Origin of the sequence: Ornithinibacillus proteolyticus (genome assembly GCF_039581225.1) — a bacterium.
Taxonomy (GTDB): Bacteria; Bacillota; Bacilli; order Bacillales; family Amphibacillaceae; genus Ornithinibacillus; species Ornithinibacillus massiliensis.
The window spans coordinates 53,251-72,321 of record NZ_JBCPXV010000010.1 but is presented as its reverse complement, the minus strand read 5'-3'; the positions used below and the strand labels follow the sequence as shown (position 1 = coordinate 72,321).

16 protein-coding genes and 1 riboswitch are annotated in these 19,071 nt (G+C 39.2%); of the genes, 13 read left to right on the top strand and 3 right to left on the bottom strand.

Annotated features, from left to right (window positions below):
• Nucleotides 1-15: 15 nt before the first annotated feature.
• Nucleotides 16-1,536: an aldehyde dehydrogenase gene (gene adh / locus AAIB49_RS06985; RefSeq protein WP_343457602.1), complete on the bottom strand. Its 1,521-nt coding sequence runs from the start codon at nt 1,534-1,536 to the stop codon at nt 16-18.
• Nucleotides 1,537-1,820: 284 nt separating this feature from the next.
• Entirely contained in the window at nt 1,821-2,903 is a 1,083-nt protein-coding gene (locus tag AAIB49_RS06980) for a C40 family peptidase (protein WP_343457601.1), read from the bottom strand.
• Nucleotides 2,904-3,319: 416 nt separating this feature from the next.
• Between AAIB49_RS06980 and AAIB49_RS06975 the strand changes: the two genes are divergently transcribed.
• The gene (locus AAIB49_RS06975; RefSeq protein ID WP_339213458.1) at nt 3,320-4,060 is read left to right on the top strand and encodes a DUF4230 domain-containing protein; all 741 of its coding nucleotides are present in this window, start codon (nt 3,320-3,322) and stop codon (nt 4,058-4,060) included.
• 220 nt (nt 4,061-4,280) lie between these two features.
• Here the strand turns inward: AAIB49_RS06975 and AAIB49_RS06970 are convergent, their stop codons facing one another.
• Entirely contained in the window at nt 4,281-4,742 is a 462-nt protein-coding gene (locus AAIB49_RS06970) for an SRPBCC domain-containing protein (RefSeq protein WP_339213460.1), read from the bottom strand.
• Nucleotides 4,743-5,047: 305 nt separating this feature from the next.
• Between AAIB49_RS06970 and AAIB49_RS06965 the strand changes: the two genes are divergently transcribed.
• The 12 genes from AAIB49_RS06965 (at nt 5,048) to AAIB49_RS06915 (ending at nt 19,068) form a co-directional block, all read left to right on the top strand.
• Nucleotides 5,048-5,494 (top strand): hypothetical protein, encoded by a 447-nt coding sequence (locus AAIB49_RS06965; protein WP_339213462.1) that lies wholly within the window; start codon nt 5,048-5,050, stop codon nt 5,492-5,494.
• Nucleotides 5,495-6,075: 581 nt separating this feature from the next.
• Nucleotides 6,076-9,465 (top strand): phosphodiester glycosidase family protein, encoded by a 3,390-nt coding sequence (locus tag AAIB49_RS06960; protein ID WP_343457600.1) that lies wholly within the window; start codon nt 6,076-6,078, stop codon nt 9,463-9,465.
• Nucleotides 9,466-9,801: 336 nt separating this feature from the next.
• Nucleotides 9,802-10,101, top strand: coding sequence for a hypothetical protein (locus AAIB49_RS06955; protein WP_343457599.1), 300 nt, complete (start codon nt 9,802-9,804; stop codon nt 10,099-10,101).
• Between the two features lie 122 nt (nt 10,102-10,223).
• A complete protein-coding gene (locus AAIB49_RS06950) occupies nt 10,224-11,318 on the top strand; it encodes a nitric oxide synthase oxygenase (RefSeq protein ID WP_343457598.1) in 1,095 nt (364 codons plus the stop codon).
• Between the two features lie 308 nt (nt 11,319-11,626).
• A complete protein-coding gene (locus AAIB49_RS06945; protein ID WP_339213467.1) occupies nt 11,627-11,764 on the top strand; it encodes a hypothetical protein in 138 nt (45 codons plus the stop codon).
• A gap of 12 nt (nt 11,765-11,776) precedes the next feature.
• On the top strand, nt 11,777-13,117 hold the full coding sequence (locus tag AAIB49_RS06940) for a cytochrome ubiquinol oxidase subunit I (protein ID WP_339213469.1): 1,341 nt from the start codon (nt 11,777-11,779) through the stop codon (nt 13,115-13,117).
• Between the two features lie 2 nt (nt 13,118-13,119).
• Nucleotides 13,120-14,145: a cytochrome d ubiquinol oxidase subunit II gene (locus AAIB49_RS06935; RefSeq protein WP_339217917.1), complete on the top strand. Its 1,026-nt coding sequence runs from the start codon at nt 13,120-13,122 to the stop codon at nt 14,143-14,145.
• A gap of 11 nt (nt 14,146-14,156) precedes the next feature.
• On the top strand, nt 14,157-14,264 hold the full coding sequence (cydS, locus tag AAIB49_RS19965) for a cytochrome bd oxidase small subunit CydS family protein (RefSeq protein ID WP_445254503.1): 108 nt from the start codon (nt 14,157-14,159) through the stop codon (nt 14,262-14,264).
• A gap of 70 nt (nt 14,265-14,334) precedes the next feature.
• Nucleotides 14,335-14,512: riboswitch (Lysine riboswitch) on the top strand.
• A gap of 191 nt (nt 14,513-14,703) precedes the next feature.
• Entirely contained in the window at nt 14,704-16,104 is a 1,401-nt protein-coding gene (locus AAIB49_RS06930) for a YfcC family protein (RefSeq protein WP_343457597.1), read from the top strand.
• A gap of 253 nt (nt 16,105-16,357) precedes the next feature.
• A complete protein-coding gene (locus AAIB49_RS06925; RefSeq protein ID WP_339213473.1) occupies nt 16,358-17,521 on the top strand; it encodes a M20 metallopeptidase family protein in 1,164 nt (387 codons plus the stop codon).
• Nucleotides 17,522-18,490: 969 nt separating this feature from the next.
• Entirely contained in the window at nt 18,491-18,700 is a 210-nt protein-coding gene (locus AAIB49_RS06920; RefSeq protein ID WP_343457596.1) for a hypothetical protein, read from the top strand.
• Entirely contained in the window at nt 18,628-19,068 is a 441-nt protein-coding gene (locus AAIB49_RS06915) for a PhnD/SsuA/transferrin family substrate-binding protein (RefSeq protein WP_343457618.1), read from the top strand. The genes AAIB49_RS06920 and AAIB49_RS06915 overlap by 73 nt, the downstream gene beginning before the upstream one ends.
• Nucleotides 19,069-19,071: the final 3 nt, after the last annotated feature.

The following is a 19,071-nucleotide window of genomic DNA, read 5'->3' as shown; positions in this document are numbered from 1 at the left end:
TATAGGTTCAATCGATTAGAATAAACCTGCAGGACCGTTACTATAGCTTACTAATAGATTCTTTGTTTGTTGATAGTGGCCAAGCATCATGTGATGATTTTCTCTACCAATTCCAGATTTCTTATAGCCGCCAAAAGCAGCATGGGCTGGGTACTGGTGATAGCAGTTAGTCCATACTCTTCCTGCCTCAATTCCACGGCCAAAGCGGTAGGCAGTATTGATATCACGACTCCACACCCCTGCACCTAAACCATATAAGGTATCATTAGCGATTTGCATTGCTTCTTCATTCGTTTTAAAGGTTGTAACAGAGAGAACTGGTCCGAAAATTTCTTCTTGGAAAATACGCATGTTATTATGTCCTTTGAAGATAGTTGGTTGGACATAATACCCTTCTGATAATTCTCCTTCCAGCCTATTCACACTACCTCCGACAAGAACCTCTGCACCTTCTTGTTTCCCGATATCTAAGTAGGAGATGATTTTTTCTAGTTGCTCGGAGGAAGCTTGTGCTCCCATCATTGTGTCTGTATCAAGTGGGTGACCGATTTTAATTTGATTCACTCGCTTAATAGCACGTTCCATAAATGGCTCATAAATGGATTCATGGATTAATGCTCTAGAAGGACAAGTACAGACCTCCCCTTGGTTTAAGGCAAACATGACTAGCCCTTCTACTGCCTTGTCTAGAAAGGCATCATCTTGTGCCATAACATCTTCAAAGAAAATATTCGGTGACTTACCACCTAATTCTAATGTAACAGGAATGATATTTTCGGATGCATATTGCATAATTAAACGCCCGGTGGTGGTTTCGCCAGTGAAAGCAATTTTAGCGATACGACTGCTTGTAGCAAGTGGTTTACCTGCCTCTAGTCCAAAACCATTTACAATATTCACAACTCCAGGTGGTAATAGATCATGTATTAATTCCATTAGCACATGAATGGATGCTGGAGTTTGCTCAGCAGGCTTTAAGACGACACAGTTTCCTGCAGCTAGTGCTGGTGCTAGCTTCCAGGTTGCCATCAATATTGGAAAATTCCATGGGATGATTTGGCCCACTACCCCTAATGGCTCATGAAAGTGGTAGGCAACGGTATCCTGGTCAATTTGACTAATACTACCTTCCTGTGCACGAATCGCTCCTGCAAAATAGCGGAAATGATCAATTGCAAGTGGCAAGTCAGCGACTAATGCTTCTCTTACCGCTTTTCCATTATCCCAGGTTTCCGCAACGGCAAGCATTTCCAAGTTTTCTTCCATACGATCGGCAATTTTATTTAAAATATTGGCTCGTTCAGCTACTGATGTAGCTCCCCATGCATCTTTTGCTGCGTGTGCTGCATCAAGTGCTGCCTCAACGTCCTCTTTTGTAGAGCGGGCAATTTCGCAAAATACTCCTCCTGTGACAGGGCTTACATTTTTAAAGTACTGACCAGTAGCTGGGGGACGATATTCCCCACCAATAAAGTTGTCATACCGTTCTTTAAATTGAACTAATGCTCCTTCAGTATTTGGATTTGCATACTTCATTTTATCCATACCTCCTTTATAGTAGATGAAATATCAAGATGCTACCTCTATTAAATTGCTATTCCAATATCTAGTAATTTATTCATGAATTTGGGATGGAGGAGGCTTATTTATAGAATTTGCTCGAATGGAATGAAGCAACGGGAAATATAGAAGGAGAGTTGGTGAGCTATATTCCGGATATAAAAACTATTAATAGGTGGGTATGGATATAGCTAGTTACAATAAAAAAATCCAGCCTAAAACTAGACTGGATTTATACATGTTAAGAATATATATGACGCTTAATAAAAACGTTTAAATCCTTCAAAGTGTTTTTTCCAATAAGAGCTGTTTAAGCTTGTTATTTCCACACCATTAGATCCTGCATGGATGAATTCATTGTTACCTAAATAAATTCCGACATGGGAAATACCAGCTTTATAGGTTCCTTCAAAGAATACTAAGTCCCCAACTTGTGGTGTATTCACATAATAGGAACGCATGTGATAGCCTTCACTGGAGTATCGTCCTATGTTTAGACTTGCTGCTTTATAGGTGTAGTAAATGAAACCACTACAGTCAAATCCACTAGGAGTAGATCCGCCCCATACGTAGCTGACACCTAATTGACTTTTAGCAGTTTTAATTAATTGGTCGACATTATAGTCAGTCGCTTTAGTTGGTGCTTCGGATTTTGGTGTTTCTACTTTAGCTCCATCACCAATATTAAGCTTTTGGCCTACATAGATAAGGTCAGATTTCAAGTTGTTCCACTTTTTAAGGTTTGCAACGGTTACTTTGTACTCTGATGCAATTCGTGAAAGTGTATCTCCTGATTTTACCGTATAGACTGTCGTGGATTTAACTTGTGTTTCTTTTGGCTGCTCTGTTTTTGTTCCTGTGGAATTAGTTGAATTATTCGATGTTCCCGTTGTAGATGGTTTACTTACAACGAACACATTTCCTGGATAAATAAGGGTTGAATTTAAGTTATTCCACTTCATTAAGTCATTAAGTGAGATCTTGTGTTTGGAAGCAATACCGCTAAGTGTATCGCCGGCTTTTACTGTATATGTAGTGGCAGCAGTTGATGTACTAGGTGTGGTCGTTTGATTTTTCGTAGGCTCTGTTTTGGTACTTGGTTTTGACTCAGTAGAATTGGCCTGGGTCTTTAGAACCTGATTAGGAAAAATAATATCGCTAGTCAAATTGTTTATTGTTTTTAATTGTGTCACCGTCGTGTTATGTTTCTGAGCGATTTTCCATAATGAATCTCCACTTTGGACTTTGTAAGTGCTAGATGCTTCGGCTTCTTCCATTCCGAATAATAATGAAGCAATGAATGCCGTTGAAGTGACTGACATTATTATTTTCTTGTTAGCCAAGTAAATATACCTCCCCACAAAACTATTATTTGTAAAATAGTATACTATAAATTTGTCAAGTTTAGTAGATTAATATGTAATATAGGTTTCAATAACTATGAAAAATTTACTATAAAATGAATGGATTATGACGAAATTCCATGAAAAAAGGGTTTGAATCGCTTAGATAGAGGGGGATTTTCTACTTTTTACGACAAATTATGCAGACAAGTTAATAATGTTATACTATAATAGAATTATTACAAGTTTATTACAAAGAATGAAAGTAAAAAATAATTCTTTGCATCTATTTATTTCTCTTTATAGAAATGACGTATGTGACTTACGGTATACCGTAGTCTTTTTTCTTTGCTTGAATTGGATAGTAGATGCTTTTTGTTGATTGGATTGAAAATGAATAGAGAGGAGGAAGCTCATTGAAGAAGAAAAATGATGAGGTCGTAAAGCAGCTTGAGGATATACTAGATGAGCTTAAAAAAGGTAAAGACGAAAGTACTGCAACGGCAGCAGTCGGAAAAAGAAAAGGGACGTTCGGCGCATTTTCAAAGCTGTTCTTTCGTTTTTGGGGTATTAGAATTCTAATTATTGTCATCATACTTGCGGTCATTATATTTGGAGGTATGCGTTTCTTCTCTGGAAGTACGCTCAAAAAAGAAACGACTACTTATGTGGAGCAGGTGCAGGATTTGGCTACACTTGCAACAGCCCAAGCCCATTTGAAGGTCGTAATTGAACAAGTGGATAATAAGCTGTTTGGAAATGATATCTCAGTCAATTTTCCAGGGACAAAGCGTGAACTAATATTAATTGTTCCCGCAACAGTTACCGCTGGGGTTGATCTTAAAACGCTAGATTCAGATGCGATTAAGGTGGATGAGAAGAATAAGGAAATTAAAATCACCCTACCTAAAGCAACATTATTACAGGATCCTGCTATCCAAATGGATGGCGTAAGAGCTTTTTCTGATGAAGGGTTATTCCGTGGTAATGTCAAATGGGATGAAGGATTTGACCTAGCAGCGGAGGCACAGAAAGAAGCCGAAGAAGAGGCAATTGAAGTAGGGTTATTTGATTCTGCTGAGGAGAATGCTAGAAAGTTACTAGAGGAGTTCTTTGGTGAATTGGGTTATCATGCAAGTGTAAGTTATAATGAATAAACTGTAAGGGAGACGGCTCTTTTGTTTCAAGAAACATGACAAAAGAGCCGTTTTTCTAATGTTGAAATGCCGTCGTATTGTACTAGTATAGAACTGGAACAGACTATTCTCCCTTTATGAAAATTAGGTGGAAACCTTTAAAACTAATTTTCAATTAGAAAGTACGACCTTTATCTCGGCGGAAACATGTAGTAAAAGCATCTGTTATATCAGCATTGTATCATTCATCTAACCATCTATTTTCCAAGAAATCTTTTAATTTATCGATTTGATCCTTGTAAACAAATTTACCTAATCCACCGAACAGCTTGGTGATGACTCGGTAGTATAAATTGCTCGGGATGATACTAGATTCCAATACGATTCTTGTTCCGTCAGGTTCCCTATAAAGGAAGTATCTAGTAAAACTCTTTCCTTCTTTAGAGGTAGATTCCATTTCAATTCGATGTGGTGGATCATATTCTGTGATGATAACATCTACTTCAATGGTCTTCTTTTCAAAACGTTGTACACTTCTAAATTTGGTTCCAACCGCATTGACTTTCACATCATTTTCATAAATGTTTTTAATAAAATATTCATTCCACAACTTGATTTTCTCGTCGTCATCCACATAATCAAAGACAACCTCTAGTGGTGCATAAATGAACTCTTCTAATCGAAATAATAATTTTTCTTCCATCTTATTCCCTATCCTTATATGTAATGTAGAAGGTATCTCCATAGATTAGTATACGTTGGGAGTTATGGCTTGTCGATAATAATTTGCAATGCTGGGGCAATTCATCTACTTAAGTCGTAATAAGGAGTATAGCCTCTGACTAGTAATGGCACTTAGTTCATTTCAGTAGGTTGAATTTAACAGGAAAATTAGGAAATATTGCCATTTTACAGTACTTATGTTGTACAATAAATTAAATACGGTTCGGAAAAGATATAGGGAAAAGTATTTCTGTCTATTTATTTGTTTAAATTGGGGGTTTCATATTGGGGAAAGAGGAGAGAAAAAGTACTCGCATTAATCATGGGAAAATCTGTCCAAAAGAAATAGAGACAATAGTAGAGCAACTGGGGAAATTGCGTGAAATTGAGCGAGATGCCTATATTAGTAAATTGATAGAGAGAAGTGATAGACAGAAGCTCGCATATTCCTCACTCACGTATTTACGTAAGTTGATAGTACATAATTCGAAATTTGACGATAAAACAAAGAACTATTATTTAAATATTATGGAGCAATTAAGCCTTCAACTACATCATACATTATCTCCAATGGAAGTTCGTTTCATCTTTACGGAGATAGCGGACTTGAAAAATAGGTTAACATCTAGAAGCAGCTATTTCGTACTACGATTTTGGTCATTCTTAAGCGAGATGAAAGACTCCGCAGTCAGTTTATTGCGTACCATATTTTCAGGAAAAAAATCGAAATAAAGTCCTTGCCCCTACTGTCCGGCTGCATGTAGGGCCTTTTTTGATGTTTTAAACGTAAGCAGGATTTCTGTAAGTAATAATCGAAATGGGACACGAAGAAATTACGTGCGGTGATAACGATGGATAGTATTTTGGAAGATAGGGATACGTATGACACGTGGCCAGTATTAACAGAAAAAATGGTAGTAAAAGCAGAGAAAAGAAATTACGTATTCAATTTCTGCGAATCTTTGAATCCCTTCATTCACTCCTATGACTAACTACTCAACACTTTCCTTGTACAAGAAATATTTTCACGATGAGTCTAGCTATTTTTATAAGGTAGCAATACCTAGGAGAGAAATCGTTCTATTATCCTAAATATTTTTAATCCTACTTAACACTGCTTTGTTAGCATAAATACGAGTATTAGTAGAGGGGAGGCACGTATGTAAAGACGGTTCTTCATACTTAAGTCTCAGGTTTGGGTATATGTTTCTGTCGGATTTTGCCGATGAGTTAGTTCTATTGCTGTGTATAGTTAATTTCAGACTATTAGTACAATAAGGGTGAAAGATAGTTTCATAGAGGAGGGGCTAGTAGTGAAGGGAAAATGGTTAAGTGGGTTCTTAGTTGGAGTACTTGCATTATCTAGTTTTACACCAGTAGTAGGAGCTGAAAGAAGTCCAATTGCAGATGCAAGATCAGCTTCATCGAATAAGTATGAACCAGTTGTTACGGTCGGTCCTAGTGGGAAAACAATACTAACAAATGAAGAAACGACCAAAATTGGTCCTGGCATGAAATTGACCGCATTCGAACGGTTTGATGCACGTGGCTGGTTGAATGGCGAAGTGATGACCATTGATTTAGGTGATCGTGCCGTTTCAACTGATTTACTATATCCAGGTGTCGTGACAGATGCAAAGCCGGTCTCGGAGTTGGTTAAGCAATCAGGTGCAGTTGCGGGTGTGAATGGGGATTTTTTTGATATTAATAATACGAATGCACCGTCTGGGGCAATGATTCAAAATGGAAGTTTATTAAAAGGACCACAAGGGTCGCATACGTTGACCGCCGGGGTCGATGAAAATGGAATTGGGAATATTTCTAATCTCTTCTTAGAAGGTACGGTTCAGCTTCCTTCTGGTAGTGTCGAGCTGGCAGCGCTCAATCAATCTAATATTCCTACAGGAGGTATTGGCCTATACACATCTGTGTGGGGACAAGCACAGCGTTCAGGTGGGAGTGCAGGATATGAGGTTGTAGTACGTGATGGTGTGGTCGCGTCAACATCTAGTCAGGTTGGCCGTGGTGAAATTGAGGAAGGAAGCTTTGTTCTTGTTGGTAGGGAAGCTGGTGCAGATAAATTACGATTATTATCGGTAGGTGATGAGGTGACGGTATCCTATGCACCTAAGATAGATGGCGATTGGTTCATGAATTTTGCAATTGGTGGCAATGCTATTTTAGTAGAAAATGGTGAGGTTCCAACAAGATTAGATGACAGTACGACAGCTCCTCGGACGGCAGTTGGATTTTCAGAGGATGGACAAACGATGGTGTTAGTGGTCGTAGATGGACGCCAATCCAATAGTCGTGGGATGACATTAAAGGAATTAGGGGAACTGATGGCAGAATTTGGTGCTCACCAAGCATTGAATATTGATGGCGGTGGTTCCTCAACGATGGTAGCACGTATGCCAGGGAAGGAAGAGGCGGAAGTGGTAAACAGTCCATCAGATGGTACGGAGCGCTCAGTACCTAATGGAATTGGAGTTTTCGTGGAAGCTGGAAGTGGTGTGTTAAAGAGCTTTGCTGTAGAAACGGTGATGGACAACGAGCAAAGTGATCGTGTATTTCCTGGGCTTACAAGAAGTTTTATTGGAAGAGGGTATGATGAGAATTATTCACCTGTTTCAGTTGATAACATCAAGTGGAAGGCACTACCAGCTAATGTCGGATCGTTTGATAAAAATGGTGTTTTTCATGCGAAAAAGTCTGGTAAAGCTGTTGCTCAAGCACAGGTTCGTTCTTCTAAAGGGACGACGGAACTTACTGTACTTGGTGCGTTAGATCGGATTGAGCCTTCTTCTTCCTATATTGGTTTAGAAATGGGAAGAACTGCTAGCTTTTCTGTTAATGGTTATGACAAGAATGGCTACTCAGCACCAATTGAACTACGTGATATGACATTGGAATATGATGAATCTGTAATCTCGTTAGAGGCAAATGAAAATGGTAGTTATACTGTTATTCCAAATGAAGATGGTGGGGCAACGACAATCCAGATAACCGTACTGGATAAAGTAGTACAGCTACCGGTTACAGTTGGTCTAACCACCGTAGAGATTTCTGATTTTGAAACGACGGATGGTTGGAGCTTTACTAAGTATCCAGACGTAGTAGGAGCTTCCATGGGACTGGTGGAAGGTAGAAGTGGGAATGGGATTCAGCTAAACTATGATTTTTCTACAACAACCGCGACACGGGCAGCATACTTGCAGACCGCTCCAATGCTAGAGCTACCTGGAGATGTACAAAATATCGGTTTGTGGGTACATGGTGATGGAAATGGTGCCTGGTTACGTACAGTAGTAGAGGATGCCACTGGTACCCGGTATACGTTGACACTTGCTGATGCAGTAAATTGGACAGGCTGGCAGTACGTGGAGACGACTTTACCAGAGGGGATTCAATATCCAGCGAAGCTATGGCGAGTTTATCCAGTTGAAACAAATAGTAATAAGCAATATACTGGCTCACTTATCTTTGATGATTTAACCGTGAAAGTGCCGCCTGCATTAAATGAGGTAGAAGAATCAAAGGTGATACCGGATTCCCTTATTGTACAACAGAATGGCTTTAATCAAGATGCTTGGAAGTTTGCTGTCTTAAATGATTCTCAATTTGTAGCACAGGCACCTAATAGTGAGCAGGTTCAAATGGCTCGGAAGGCATTACGTGAAATTGTGGCACAGGAGCCAGAGTTTCTTGTTATTAACGGGGACTTAGTAGATACAGCTTGGAAAGAGGACTTTGAATTAGCTAAGCAAATATTAGAAGAGGAAGTTGGGGATACAATTCCTATATATTATACTCCTGGAAATCATGAAATTGTTGGAAGTGGTTCTTTAGATAATTTCTTAGAGGTATTTGGTGAGAATCGTTATACCTTTGACCATAAGGGAACGAGATTTATATTACTTGATTCTTCAACAGGCAGCTATAGAACAAGTGATTTTGACCAATTAATTGAATTGAGACAGTCATTGATTGATGCTGCTTCCAATTCAAAGATTCATAATGTAGTAGTATTCGGACACCATCCAACCCGTGATCCACTGCCAACCAAAAATAGTCAATTGTCTGATCGAAAGGAAGCGGAGCTGATTGAAAATTGGTTGACGGAATTCCGAGAAGCATCCAAAGGAAAAGGGGCCATTTATATTAGCGGTCATGCTCATACGGTTCATTTAGAACGCGTTGAAGGGGTACCGTATATGGTGACTGGTTCAGCAGGGAAATCACCGTATGGCTCTCCAGCTAATGGTGGATTTTATTCTTGGACGATGTTCGGGGTGGATCCTACACCGACTCCGGATAAACTATTCGGACCAGAGCATGCATCTGCTAGTAAGAAAAAAGGAGCGGAATGGATTCAAGCAGAAGTACGCCCAATCCTAGAGGACATTACGATTGATGCACCAGACAGAATCCATGTCGGTGAAACAGTTACCATTTCTGCCGAAGGACACCAATCAGGAAATCTTGTTTTCCCACTTCGCTATCCAGCATCGGTTAAATGGGAAGGCAGTGCGGACGTATTTGTTGGCACTGGTCCTTCACTAGAACGTGCGAAGGATTCTGGCAAGTATATAGCTACGTTTAATCCGAATACTAGGGAATTAACCGCTTTAAAGAGCGGATTAGTGGAGTTAGAGGTAAGTTCTAATGAGATGAAGGCTGTGGTCGAGGTTGTAGTAGAGTAAATGTATACGAAAATCTATTTTCTAATGTATAAATCGTTTACCTTGTGGAGATAATATTTGATAGATTCATATTTTAATCTCCCCCTTATGATGGAGCACAAATGATACAGTTCATTTGTGTTCCTTTTTATTTTTGAATGATATAGCTATGGTGACACTAATATAATCCCTTAAAGCATCAACCTGAATCAGGAGGGTTGCGATTATTAGTCGTAACTTGTTCAGCCCATCTATTTATAAAACATAAATCAGGGCTATAATTAGATGAATATTATTGATTCATGTATGTGCTTTACACTATCTTTAAGATAAGCAAATATACGGAGGAGCTTGTTCATGAAAAATAGCATCTTTATCTTCTATCAATCTCTATTATGGGGTGTGCTTCTAGTAACTAATATTGTATTGAATCCATATATTGGGCCTCCATTTGAGTGGATAGATGTCGTTTCGATGATGATGTTATTCCTCAGCTTTTTCATCGTGTTTCTTCTCTTAACGAAAGTATTTATCCGACATGTACGATCGGTGCGGTATAAAATAGGCCTGTCTATCCTTGCTTTTATTATTGCCGTACTGTTTTTAGTGGTATTAGAAAATGTGTGGTTTGAAGTAACTGGTAAGATGTTGTTTTAAACTACTCTATACAGCTTTTTCGTAGAAATAGGACTAATTTCCTGAAAAGTTCATAAAATTGGCTATTTATTTATCATTTAGTCGTTATGCTTCGTGGTAGACTAAAGTTGGAGTTGATAAAGATGAATACATCACACGATGAAAAATTAATAAATGAAGCAATAAGATTCATTAAAGCCTGTTATGATGAACTTCAACTTTCTGAGGAACAGCAACAAGAGCGAATAAAAGAGATTGAAAAGGAAATTCTCCAAACAGGGAGTTATACCCATAAAACGTTTGAATTGACCCACGGAGCAAAAATGGCTTGGAGAAATAGTAATCGTTGTATCGGGCGTTTGCTCTGGGATACATTACATGTGTTTGATGAGCGGGACATCCAAACAGCTGACGAAGCGTTTGACAGATTAAAGAGGCATATTGAATTTGCTACTAATAATGGAAAAATCCGGTCAGCTATCACCATATTTCCACCACGAAAGAATGGAAAAGATCCGCTTCGTATTTGGAACCATCAATTAGTCCGCTATGCAGGATATGCTGAAGGAGAGCAAGTTATTGGTGATTCCACATCGATTAAATTCACTAAAATGTGCCAAGAGTTAGGGTGGGAAAGTAAGAAATCCCCATTCGATATCCTACCGCTAGTGATCCAGGAGGATGGAAAAGCGCCTACATTATACAACCTACCAGAGGAAATGATTAAAGAAGTACCTATAGCCCATCCGGAATATCCTGAGCTGAAGGAATTAGGGGTAAAGTGGTATGCAGTGCCGATAATTTCTGATATGCGTTTGGAAATCGGTGGTATTGATTACCCAATGGCACCATTTAATGGCTGGTACATGGAAACAGAAATTGACGCCCGTAACCTAGCAGATGAAGAACGCTACAATCTTTTGCCAAAGGTAGCAGAAATCCTAGGGCTAGATACAAGATCCAATCATTCCCTTTGGATGGATAAAGCATTGGTAGAGCTAAATATTGCTGTATTACATTCTTACCAGGAGGCTGGTGTCACTCTCGTAGACCATCATACCGCAGCAAAGCAGTTCAAAAGCTTTGAGCGAAAGGAAAAAGAATCCGGGAGAGAGGTGACTGGCAACTGGGTATGGTTAATCCCACCAGTATCACCTGCCACTACCCATATTTTCCATAAGCGATATAACAACCAAGTGAATGTACCAAATTATTTTTATCAGGACGAACCAAGCTAATGTAATAGGAGTTGAGGGAAAGAAATCCTTCAGCTCCTATTTTTTATGGAGCAGTAGAATTTCTCTGTTGGAAATGACGGATAAAGATGATTGCAAGTTGCATAATAGAACCACGCAATTAATCAAGTAGGAAATAAGCCATTGCCTTGTCCAATAAATCTCTTAACTAAATAGGTTAATTATATCAAGGGCCCCATCTCAACCCAACCCCTATTAACTACCTCACTTGCCTCCACAATAGAATAAAATTAGAAAAATAATCCATAATAACGCTGATACATAATCGCATGAAAGTAAGGATGATTTTGATGAAGCGAGTGGAAACGGAAAGAAAGCCACCATCCAAGCCTATATACCAATCGCATGAAAAGAAATTAGTATGGTTGTCCTTTGTCGTTGCAGCAATCATGCTGTTATCGATAATTGGCAGATTGGTAAGCGGATAAGGAGGGAAATTATTGATTAACGAGGAAGCGGTTTACTACAGTAGAATCTTAACGGAGGTCACGCTAACCTTTCATATTATTTATGCAACTCTTGGGGTCGGGGTTCCGTTAATGATTATGATTGCACATTGGGTTGGGATTAAGAAACATGATGAGCATTATATATTGTTGGCAAGGAGATGGACAAGAGGCTTTATTATTACGGTTGCCGTTGGTGTCGTTACTGGTACGGCAATTGGGTTACAGCTTTCTTTACTATGGCCGAATTTTATGGAGCTAGCTGGAAATGTTATAGCACTACCGCTTTTTATGGAAACATTTGCTTTCTTCTTTGAAGCTATATTTTTAGGAATTTATCTATACACATGGGATCGATTTGAAAATCAGCGAAAGCATTTATTGCTGTTAATTCCTGTTGCGATTGGGGCGTCATTTTCAGCTGTATTTATTACGATTGTTAATGCGTTTATGAACGCACCTCAAGGATTTGATTTGGTAAATGGAGAGATTGTGAATGCCAATCCAATCTTAGCGATGTTTAATCCAGCAATGCCGACTAAAGTTTCCCATGTGGTCGGGACTGCCTATATGACTTCTGCCTTCGTACTTGCTTCGATTGCTGCCTTTCGTTTGATAAAGGGTTCCAATCATGTTTATCACAAAAAGGCACTCCTTCTAACGATGAAGGTAGGATTTGTTTTTACTATTGCGATACTGATCACGGGAGATTTATCGGGTAAATACTTAGCAGAATACCAGCCGGAAAAATTGGCTGCTGCAGAGTGGCATTTTGAAACGAGTGAAGCTGCAGAACTTATTCTCTTAGGTATGATGAACGATGAAGGGGAAGTACAGTATGCGTTAAGAATCCCCTATGCATTAAGTATCCTTGCACATGGTTCACCAACAGCAGAAGTCATTGGGTTGGATCAATTTGCAGAAGATGAAATACCACCGCTTTATATCCACTATTTATTTAATATTATGGTTGGTGTAGGCATGCTGATGATTGCCATTTCCTTTATTTACATTTTCGGCAAGTATCGAGGCTGGTCCTTTGTGGATAAAAGGCTATTTCGCTGGTTAATCGTGTTAGGTGGACCATTAGCGATTATTGCCATCGAAGCGGGTTGGTGGCTGGCAGAGGTTGGTAGACAGCCATGGATTCTTCGTGGAATTATGCGTACACAAGAAGGAGCGACAACCAATGGAGATGTGGATATTATGCTTCTTTTATTCTGCGGGTTGTACGTAATTCTTGGGATTGGATCTATTGTTATTTTGACCAGAATGTTCCGTAAGAACCCGGTGGAAAGAGAACTAGCAGAACGAAAAGGAGATGTTCCATCATGAGTATAGACCTAGAGATTATCGGAATCGTTGTACTATGGACATTTCTCTTCGGGTATATTTTAATTGCATCGATAGACTTCGGAGCAGGATTTTTCAATGCTTATGGTCTCTTTACGAATAGACAGCATATTTTAACGAAAATCATCCAGCGTTATTTATCACCCGTTTGGGAAGTGACCAATGTATTTCTGGTTTTCTTTTTCGTTGGTGTTGTTGGATTTTTTCCGAAAACGGCATTTTATTATGGGACAACATTACTTGTACCGGTAAGTATTGCGATTGTACTTTTAGCGATTCGGGGTTCTTATTATGCATTTGAAACATACGGCTCTCGTTCCCATAAAGGCTATGCATTCATGTATGGATTATCCGGACTTCTCTTGCCTAGTGCATTATCCATTGTATTGACAATATCGGAAGGTGGTTTTGTATTGATGCAGAATGGGAATCCGGTTCTCGATTATTGGGCGTTGTTTAGTAGCCCATTGACTTGGAGTATTGTCGTGTTAAGTATTTCAAGTGTACTTTATATTTCTGCCGTATTCCTTACCTGGTATGCGAATAAAGCACAGGACAAGCCCGCAACCGCTTTACTTCGCCGCTATGCCTTAATCTGGGCATTGCCAACGATTATTACTGCTGGTGGAATTATTTATGAGCTTCGATTTCACAATCCAGAACATTATGACCGTCTTCTAGGGCTTTGGTGGATGTTTGTCATTTCAGGATTATTATTTGTGGGGACGGTGTGGCTTGTTTGGAGAAGGAAGAACTATGGGGTAGCCTTTGTTCTTCTCATTGGACAGTTTGCATTTGCCTTCTATGGGTATGGTATTTCACATTATCCGTATTTATTATATCCACATGTAACCCTGTATGACAGTTTTACGAATGAAGCGATGGCCATTGCGCTTATCATTGCATTTATTGCTGGGCTGGCTCTATTGATTCCATCGTTATATTTATTGCTTCGGCTTTTCTTGTTTAATAAGGAGTATGTCAGTGGAAAATCAAAACAGGAACATTGAGGTGATGGTTTATGGATGTATTTTTAATCTTTATTGCACCATTTCTAGTGATACTTGCTGGAATAGTGGTGGCATTTTGGTGGGTGCTACGGGACGTGGATATCGGTAAGGAAAAGTAAGAGTTGACAAATCGCTTTATTCTGGTAATATAGTGAACTATATTTCAATTTCATATTGAACCTTGTCATTCGATGAGGTAGAGGTGCGGGTAATAAGAGTAAGCAATCGGAGTATGACATCGATGAGGATTGCCTGAAAGGATTATTTGCCGAAGCGTAATGAAGGTCAAATTCATTATTGCTGGTGTGTCTTCTGAATAAGAAGCATACTGTCATGCAATTTTAGTGCATGGAGAACTACTGATCAGGATGGAGGATAACGTATTGTGTAAAGACAATGGTAGGTTATTTTCCTATTCGTTGTCTTTTTTGTTTAGTCTTGTTCGTTTGCTATACCCCAGCTAGCGGAACGTTACTCATAACAAAAGACCTCAATCATACCTCTCTCAAGTTTTCTATGCACACCCAAAAAAGTTATTTATAGAAAGGGATGTGCATCATGAGCAAAAACTCACCAAAAACACGGAAAAAATTTGAATTTCCACATAGCTTTATTATTTTATTTGGCTTAATGATTATTACAGCTATTACGACTTACTTAATTCCAGCAGGACAATATGAGCGTGTAGTAGATGAAAACGGTCGTACGATTGTAGCTGATGGAACCTATCAAACAATTGAATCTACCCCAACAGGCTTTATGCAGTTATTTGAATCGTTGCATCTAGGAATGGTTGATGCAGCGGAGATAATATTCTTTATCTTTATCGTTGGTGGTTCGTTTGGAATATTAGCTGCAACGAAATCAATCGAAGCAGCATTTGGTTCCCTTACGAAAAAACCAAATGGGAAAGAGATCTTTTTGATCCCAGTTATTATGCTATTTTTAGCGATTTGCGGTGGTTCTTGGGGAATGGCAGAAGAAGTTATTCCATTTATTTTAATTGCGGTACCACTTGCATTACGTATGGGATTTGACTCGATGACAGGTACAGCAATGATATTAGTTGGGGTATATGCTGGTTTTGGATCGGCGTTTATGAATCCATTTACTGTAGGAGTTGCCCAAGGAATTGCTGGCTTACCAACATTCTCTGGAATGGGAGTTCGTATTGTTTTCTGGCTTATCTTTGTTGCTGTAGCTATTGCTTATGTGATGATCTATGCAAGAAAAGTAAGAAAAGATCCGACTATCAGCTTAATGTATGAAGAAGATAAAAAACGTGATATTAGCCTTGATGATCAAAGTAGTCAAGGACTAACAAAGCGCCAGGTAGCAATTTTAGTTGTTCTTGCGCTGACACTAGTTGGACTTGCTGTAGGGGTTATTACACAAGGTTGGTATATTACTGAAATCGCAGCATTATTTGTCATCATGGGGATTGTTGTAGGGATTATTGCTAGATTTAGAATGAATGAGATTGCTAATGCCTTTGTAAAAGGCTGTGAAGAAATGGTACAAGGGGCATTAATTGTTGGCTTTGCATATGGTATTTTAAGAATTCTACAAGATTCTAATACGATTGATACTATTCTTTATTTTGTTTCCAATCTAGTTGCGGACTTACCTACAGCACTTGCAGCTATTGGTATGTTCGTCGTACAAAGTGTATTAAACTTTATTGTTCCTTCTGGAAGTGGACAGGCAGCAATTAGTATGCCAATTATGGCTCCACTTAGTGATTTATTAGGGGTTAGTCGCCAAACTGCAGTACTTGCGTTCCAATATGGTGATGGAATTTCGAACGTTTTCACACCGACAGCTGGTGTGCTAATGGCTTCATTAGCACTCGCGAAAATTCCTTGGATTAAATGGTTGAAATGGATTCTACCATTAGTATTAATTCAATATGCTCTAGGGGCAATATTTGTAACGGTAGCGCATTTATTTATTTGGTAAGTAGTTTTATAAGGCTACCAAGTAAGAGGGAATTGTCCGTGTGAGATTAAACTTACATGGACAGATTGTAAGATAGTAACAGGAAGAATAGCTACGTTCATCAGTGCTCGTGATGGGTTGGGATAAAGGGTTTATTCCATCCATCACCCACTTTTGGGGAGAGAGAAATAGGGCAGAATTTTATCAAAAAGGGTATAATAGATAGAACATATTTATAAACGAGTTAACCAGTAAGACATCGGAGGAATATACTATGCTAGAATCATTATTTACTAGATTAGAAGAAATTTATCCAGAGTTAGTGGAGCTTCGTCGTGATTTTCATATGTATCCAGAGCTTTCGCATCAGGAAGTGAATACGCCTAAAAAGATAGCGGCATATTTAGAAAGTCTAGGAATCGAAGTGAGAACAGAGGTCGGCGGAAGAGGTGTCGTTGGAACATTAAAGGGTGGTAAACCTGGTAAAACGATTGCGTTACGTGCGGACTTTGACGCCTTACCAATTCAAGAGGAAACCGGACTTGCCTTTCAATCTCGTGTGCCCGGTGTGATGCATGCATGTGGACATGATTTACACACTGCTTCACTACTTGGGGTTGCTAAAGTATTAAGTGAATATAAGGATCAGATTCCTGGAACAGTGAAATTCATTCATCAGTTTGCTGAAGAAGCTACCCCAGGTGGAGCAGTACCGATGATTAAGGATGGTTGTTTGGACGGTGTTGATGTCATTTATGGTGCCCATGTGATGTCTACGGAAGATTTAGGGACAGTAAGTGTGAAAGAAGGTTACTTCTCTTCTGCACAGGATGATTTTAATATTACGATTTATGGAAAAGGTGGACATGGTTCACAGCCACATCTAACGGTTGATCCACTAGTCACAGGTAGTCAACTCGTCGTTAATTTGCAACAAATCGTGAGTCGCCGTGTTGATCCACAACAAGCAGCAGCTGTAACGGTTGGTTCATTTGTTAGTGGGGAAGCAAATAATATTATTCCAGATACAGCGGTCATAAAAGGAACAGTTCGTACATTTGATGAAGAGGCACGCACAATCATTGAGGAAGCATTGGAAAGTGTTACACGATCTACCTGTGCACAAAATGGCGCGAAAGTAGATTATGAATATATTAAAGATTGTCCATCTATTTATAATGATCCGGAAGAGACAAAGCGAGTAGAGGAAGTTGCTAAAGGATTGTTTGGTGAAGAGAACCTATCGACGGATGCACCAATGATGGGTAGTGAGGACTTTGCCTTTTATACGAAGGAAATTCCCGCTGTTTACTTTACTGTCGGTGGTCGAAGTGAGGCGTTAGCTGGTGATTATCCGCATCATCATCCGAAGTTCGATGTAGATGAACGTGCGATTATTAATATTGGGAAGATGTTTCTTTCGTTGGTAACAAAATAAAACTACTTTAGCACTAAGGCGCATCTTATGATGTCTTAGTGCTTTTTTTATCTATTAGAGGGAGGTACAGTCCTTACTTTAGGAGAGAATCTTTCCTTTTTTAGGGCACTGACAGCCTCCCTCTGTTCTCTTTTTCTGCTTCATTCTCTCAAAAAGGGCATCGATGCACACTCTCTGTGCCCTTTTTCGGCATCAATCTCTCAAAAAGGTAACAGACACCCGATCTCTGTGCCCTTTTTCTGATTCAATCTCTCAAAAAGGTAACAGACGAACACTCTCTGTGCCCTTTTGCTGCAACAATCAGTCAAAAAGGTAACAGACAGCCACTCTCTGTGCCCTTTTTCCGCATCAATCTCTCAAAAAGGTAACAGACCCCCGCTCTCTGTACCCTTTTTCCGCATCAATCTTGTAAAAAGGTAACAGACAGCCACTCTCTGTGCCCTTTTTCGGCATCAATCTCTCAAAAAGGTAACAGACAGAAATTCTCTGTGCCCTTTTGCTCATCAATCAGTCAAAAAGGTAACAGACAGACGCTCTCTGTGCCCTATTTCCGCATCAATCAGTCAAAAAGGTAACAGACACCCGCTCTCTGTACCCTTTTTCTGCATCAATCAGTCAAAAAGGTAACAGACGAACACTCTCTGTGCCCTTTTCTTGCATCAATCTCTCAAAAAGGTAACAGACAGACATTCTCTGTACCCTTTTTCCGCTTTCTTTCTGGAACCAACCAAATGTATGGATTGGGTAGATGGAATATTCCATGAAACGAGACTGAATAAGGTGGGGGGGAATGCTACTCGTGCCAGCGGAGTAATTCCATAGAAGGATCAAGTACACCCCAAACTTTAAAAGAGCTAGTAGCTCTTTCTATTATGCTATGAAGTTTTTTTTACAAGTATCTCATATAAACTTCATATTCTAGCATTATAATTAAATCCGTTAACACAATATGATTATGGGGGAAATAAATTGAAAAAATTATTGTATGTCATCGTGGTTGGTATGTTTATTAGCTTGCTAGCGGCATGTGGATCTTCGGATGATGTAGAATCAAATAAGGAAAAAATCCAAATAATAATTCTGAGGAAGGCTCTAGTAATCAAGCCATTGAAAGGTTATCAATTGGATTCGTTCCATCGAGAGAGCCTGATGAAATTATTACAGCAACAGAACCACTGAAGAATTTATTAAAAGAGGAATTAGCAACCTTAGGTTATGATATCAATGAAGTAGAGATAACAGTAGGTACGAATTATGAAGCAGTTGGGGAAGGGCTATCAGCTGGAACTATTGACGTTGGTCTAATCCCTGGTGGTACCTATGTATTATATGATGATGGTGCAGAGGTTATCTTAACTTCAACTCGTGCCGGCTTAAGTATTGATTCAGAAGACGCTAAGGATTGGAATGATAATAAACCGACAGAAGCTTCGGATGAACAAGTTACATATTATCGCGCATTAATGATAGCAGGTCCTTCTGAAAAAGGGCAAGCTTTAGCAGAAAAGGTTAACAATAACGTTTTACAATGCTGTACCACAACTTGACTC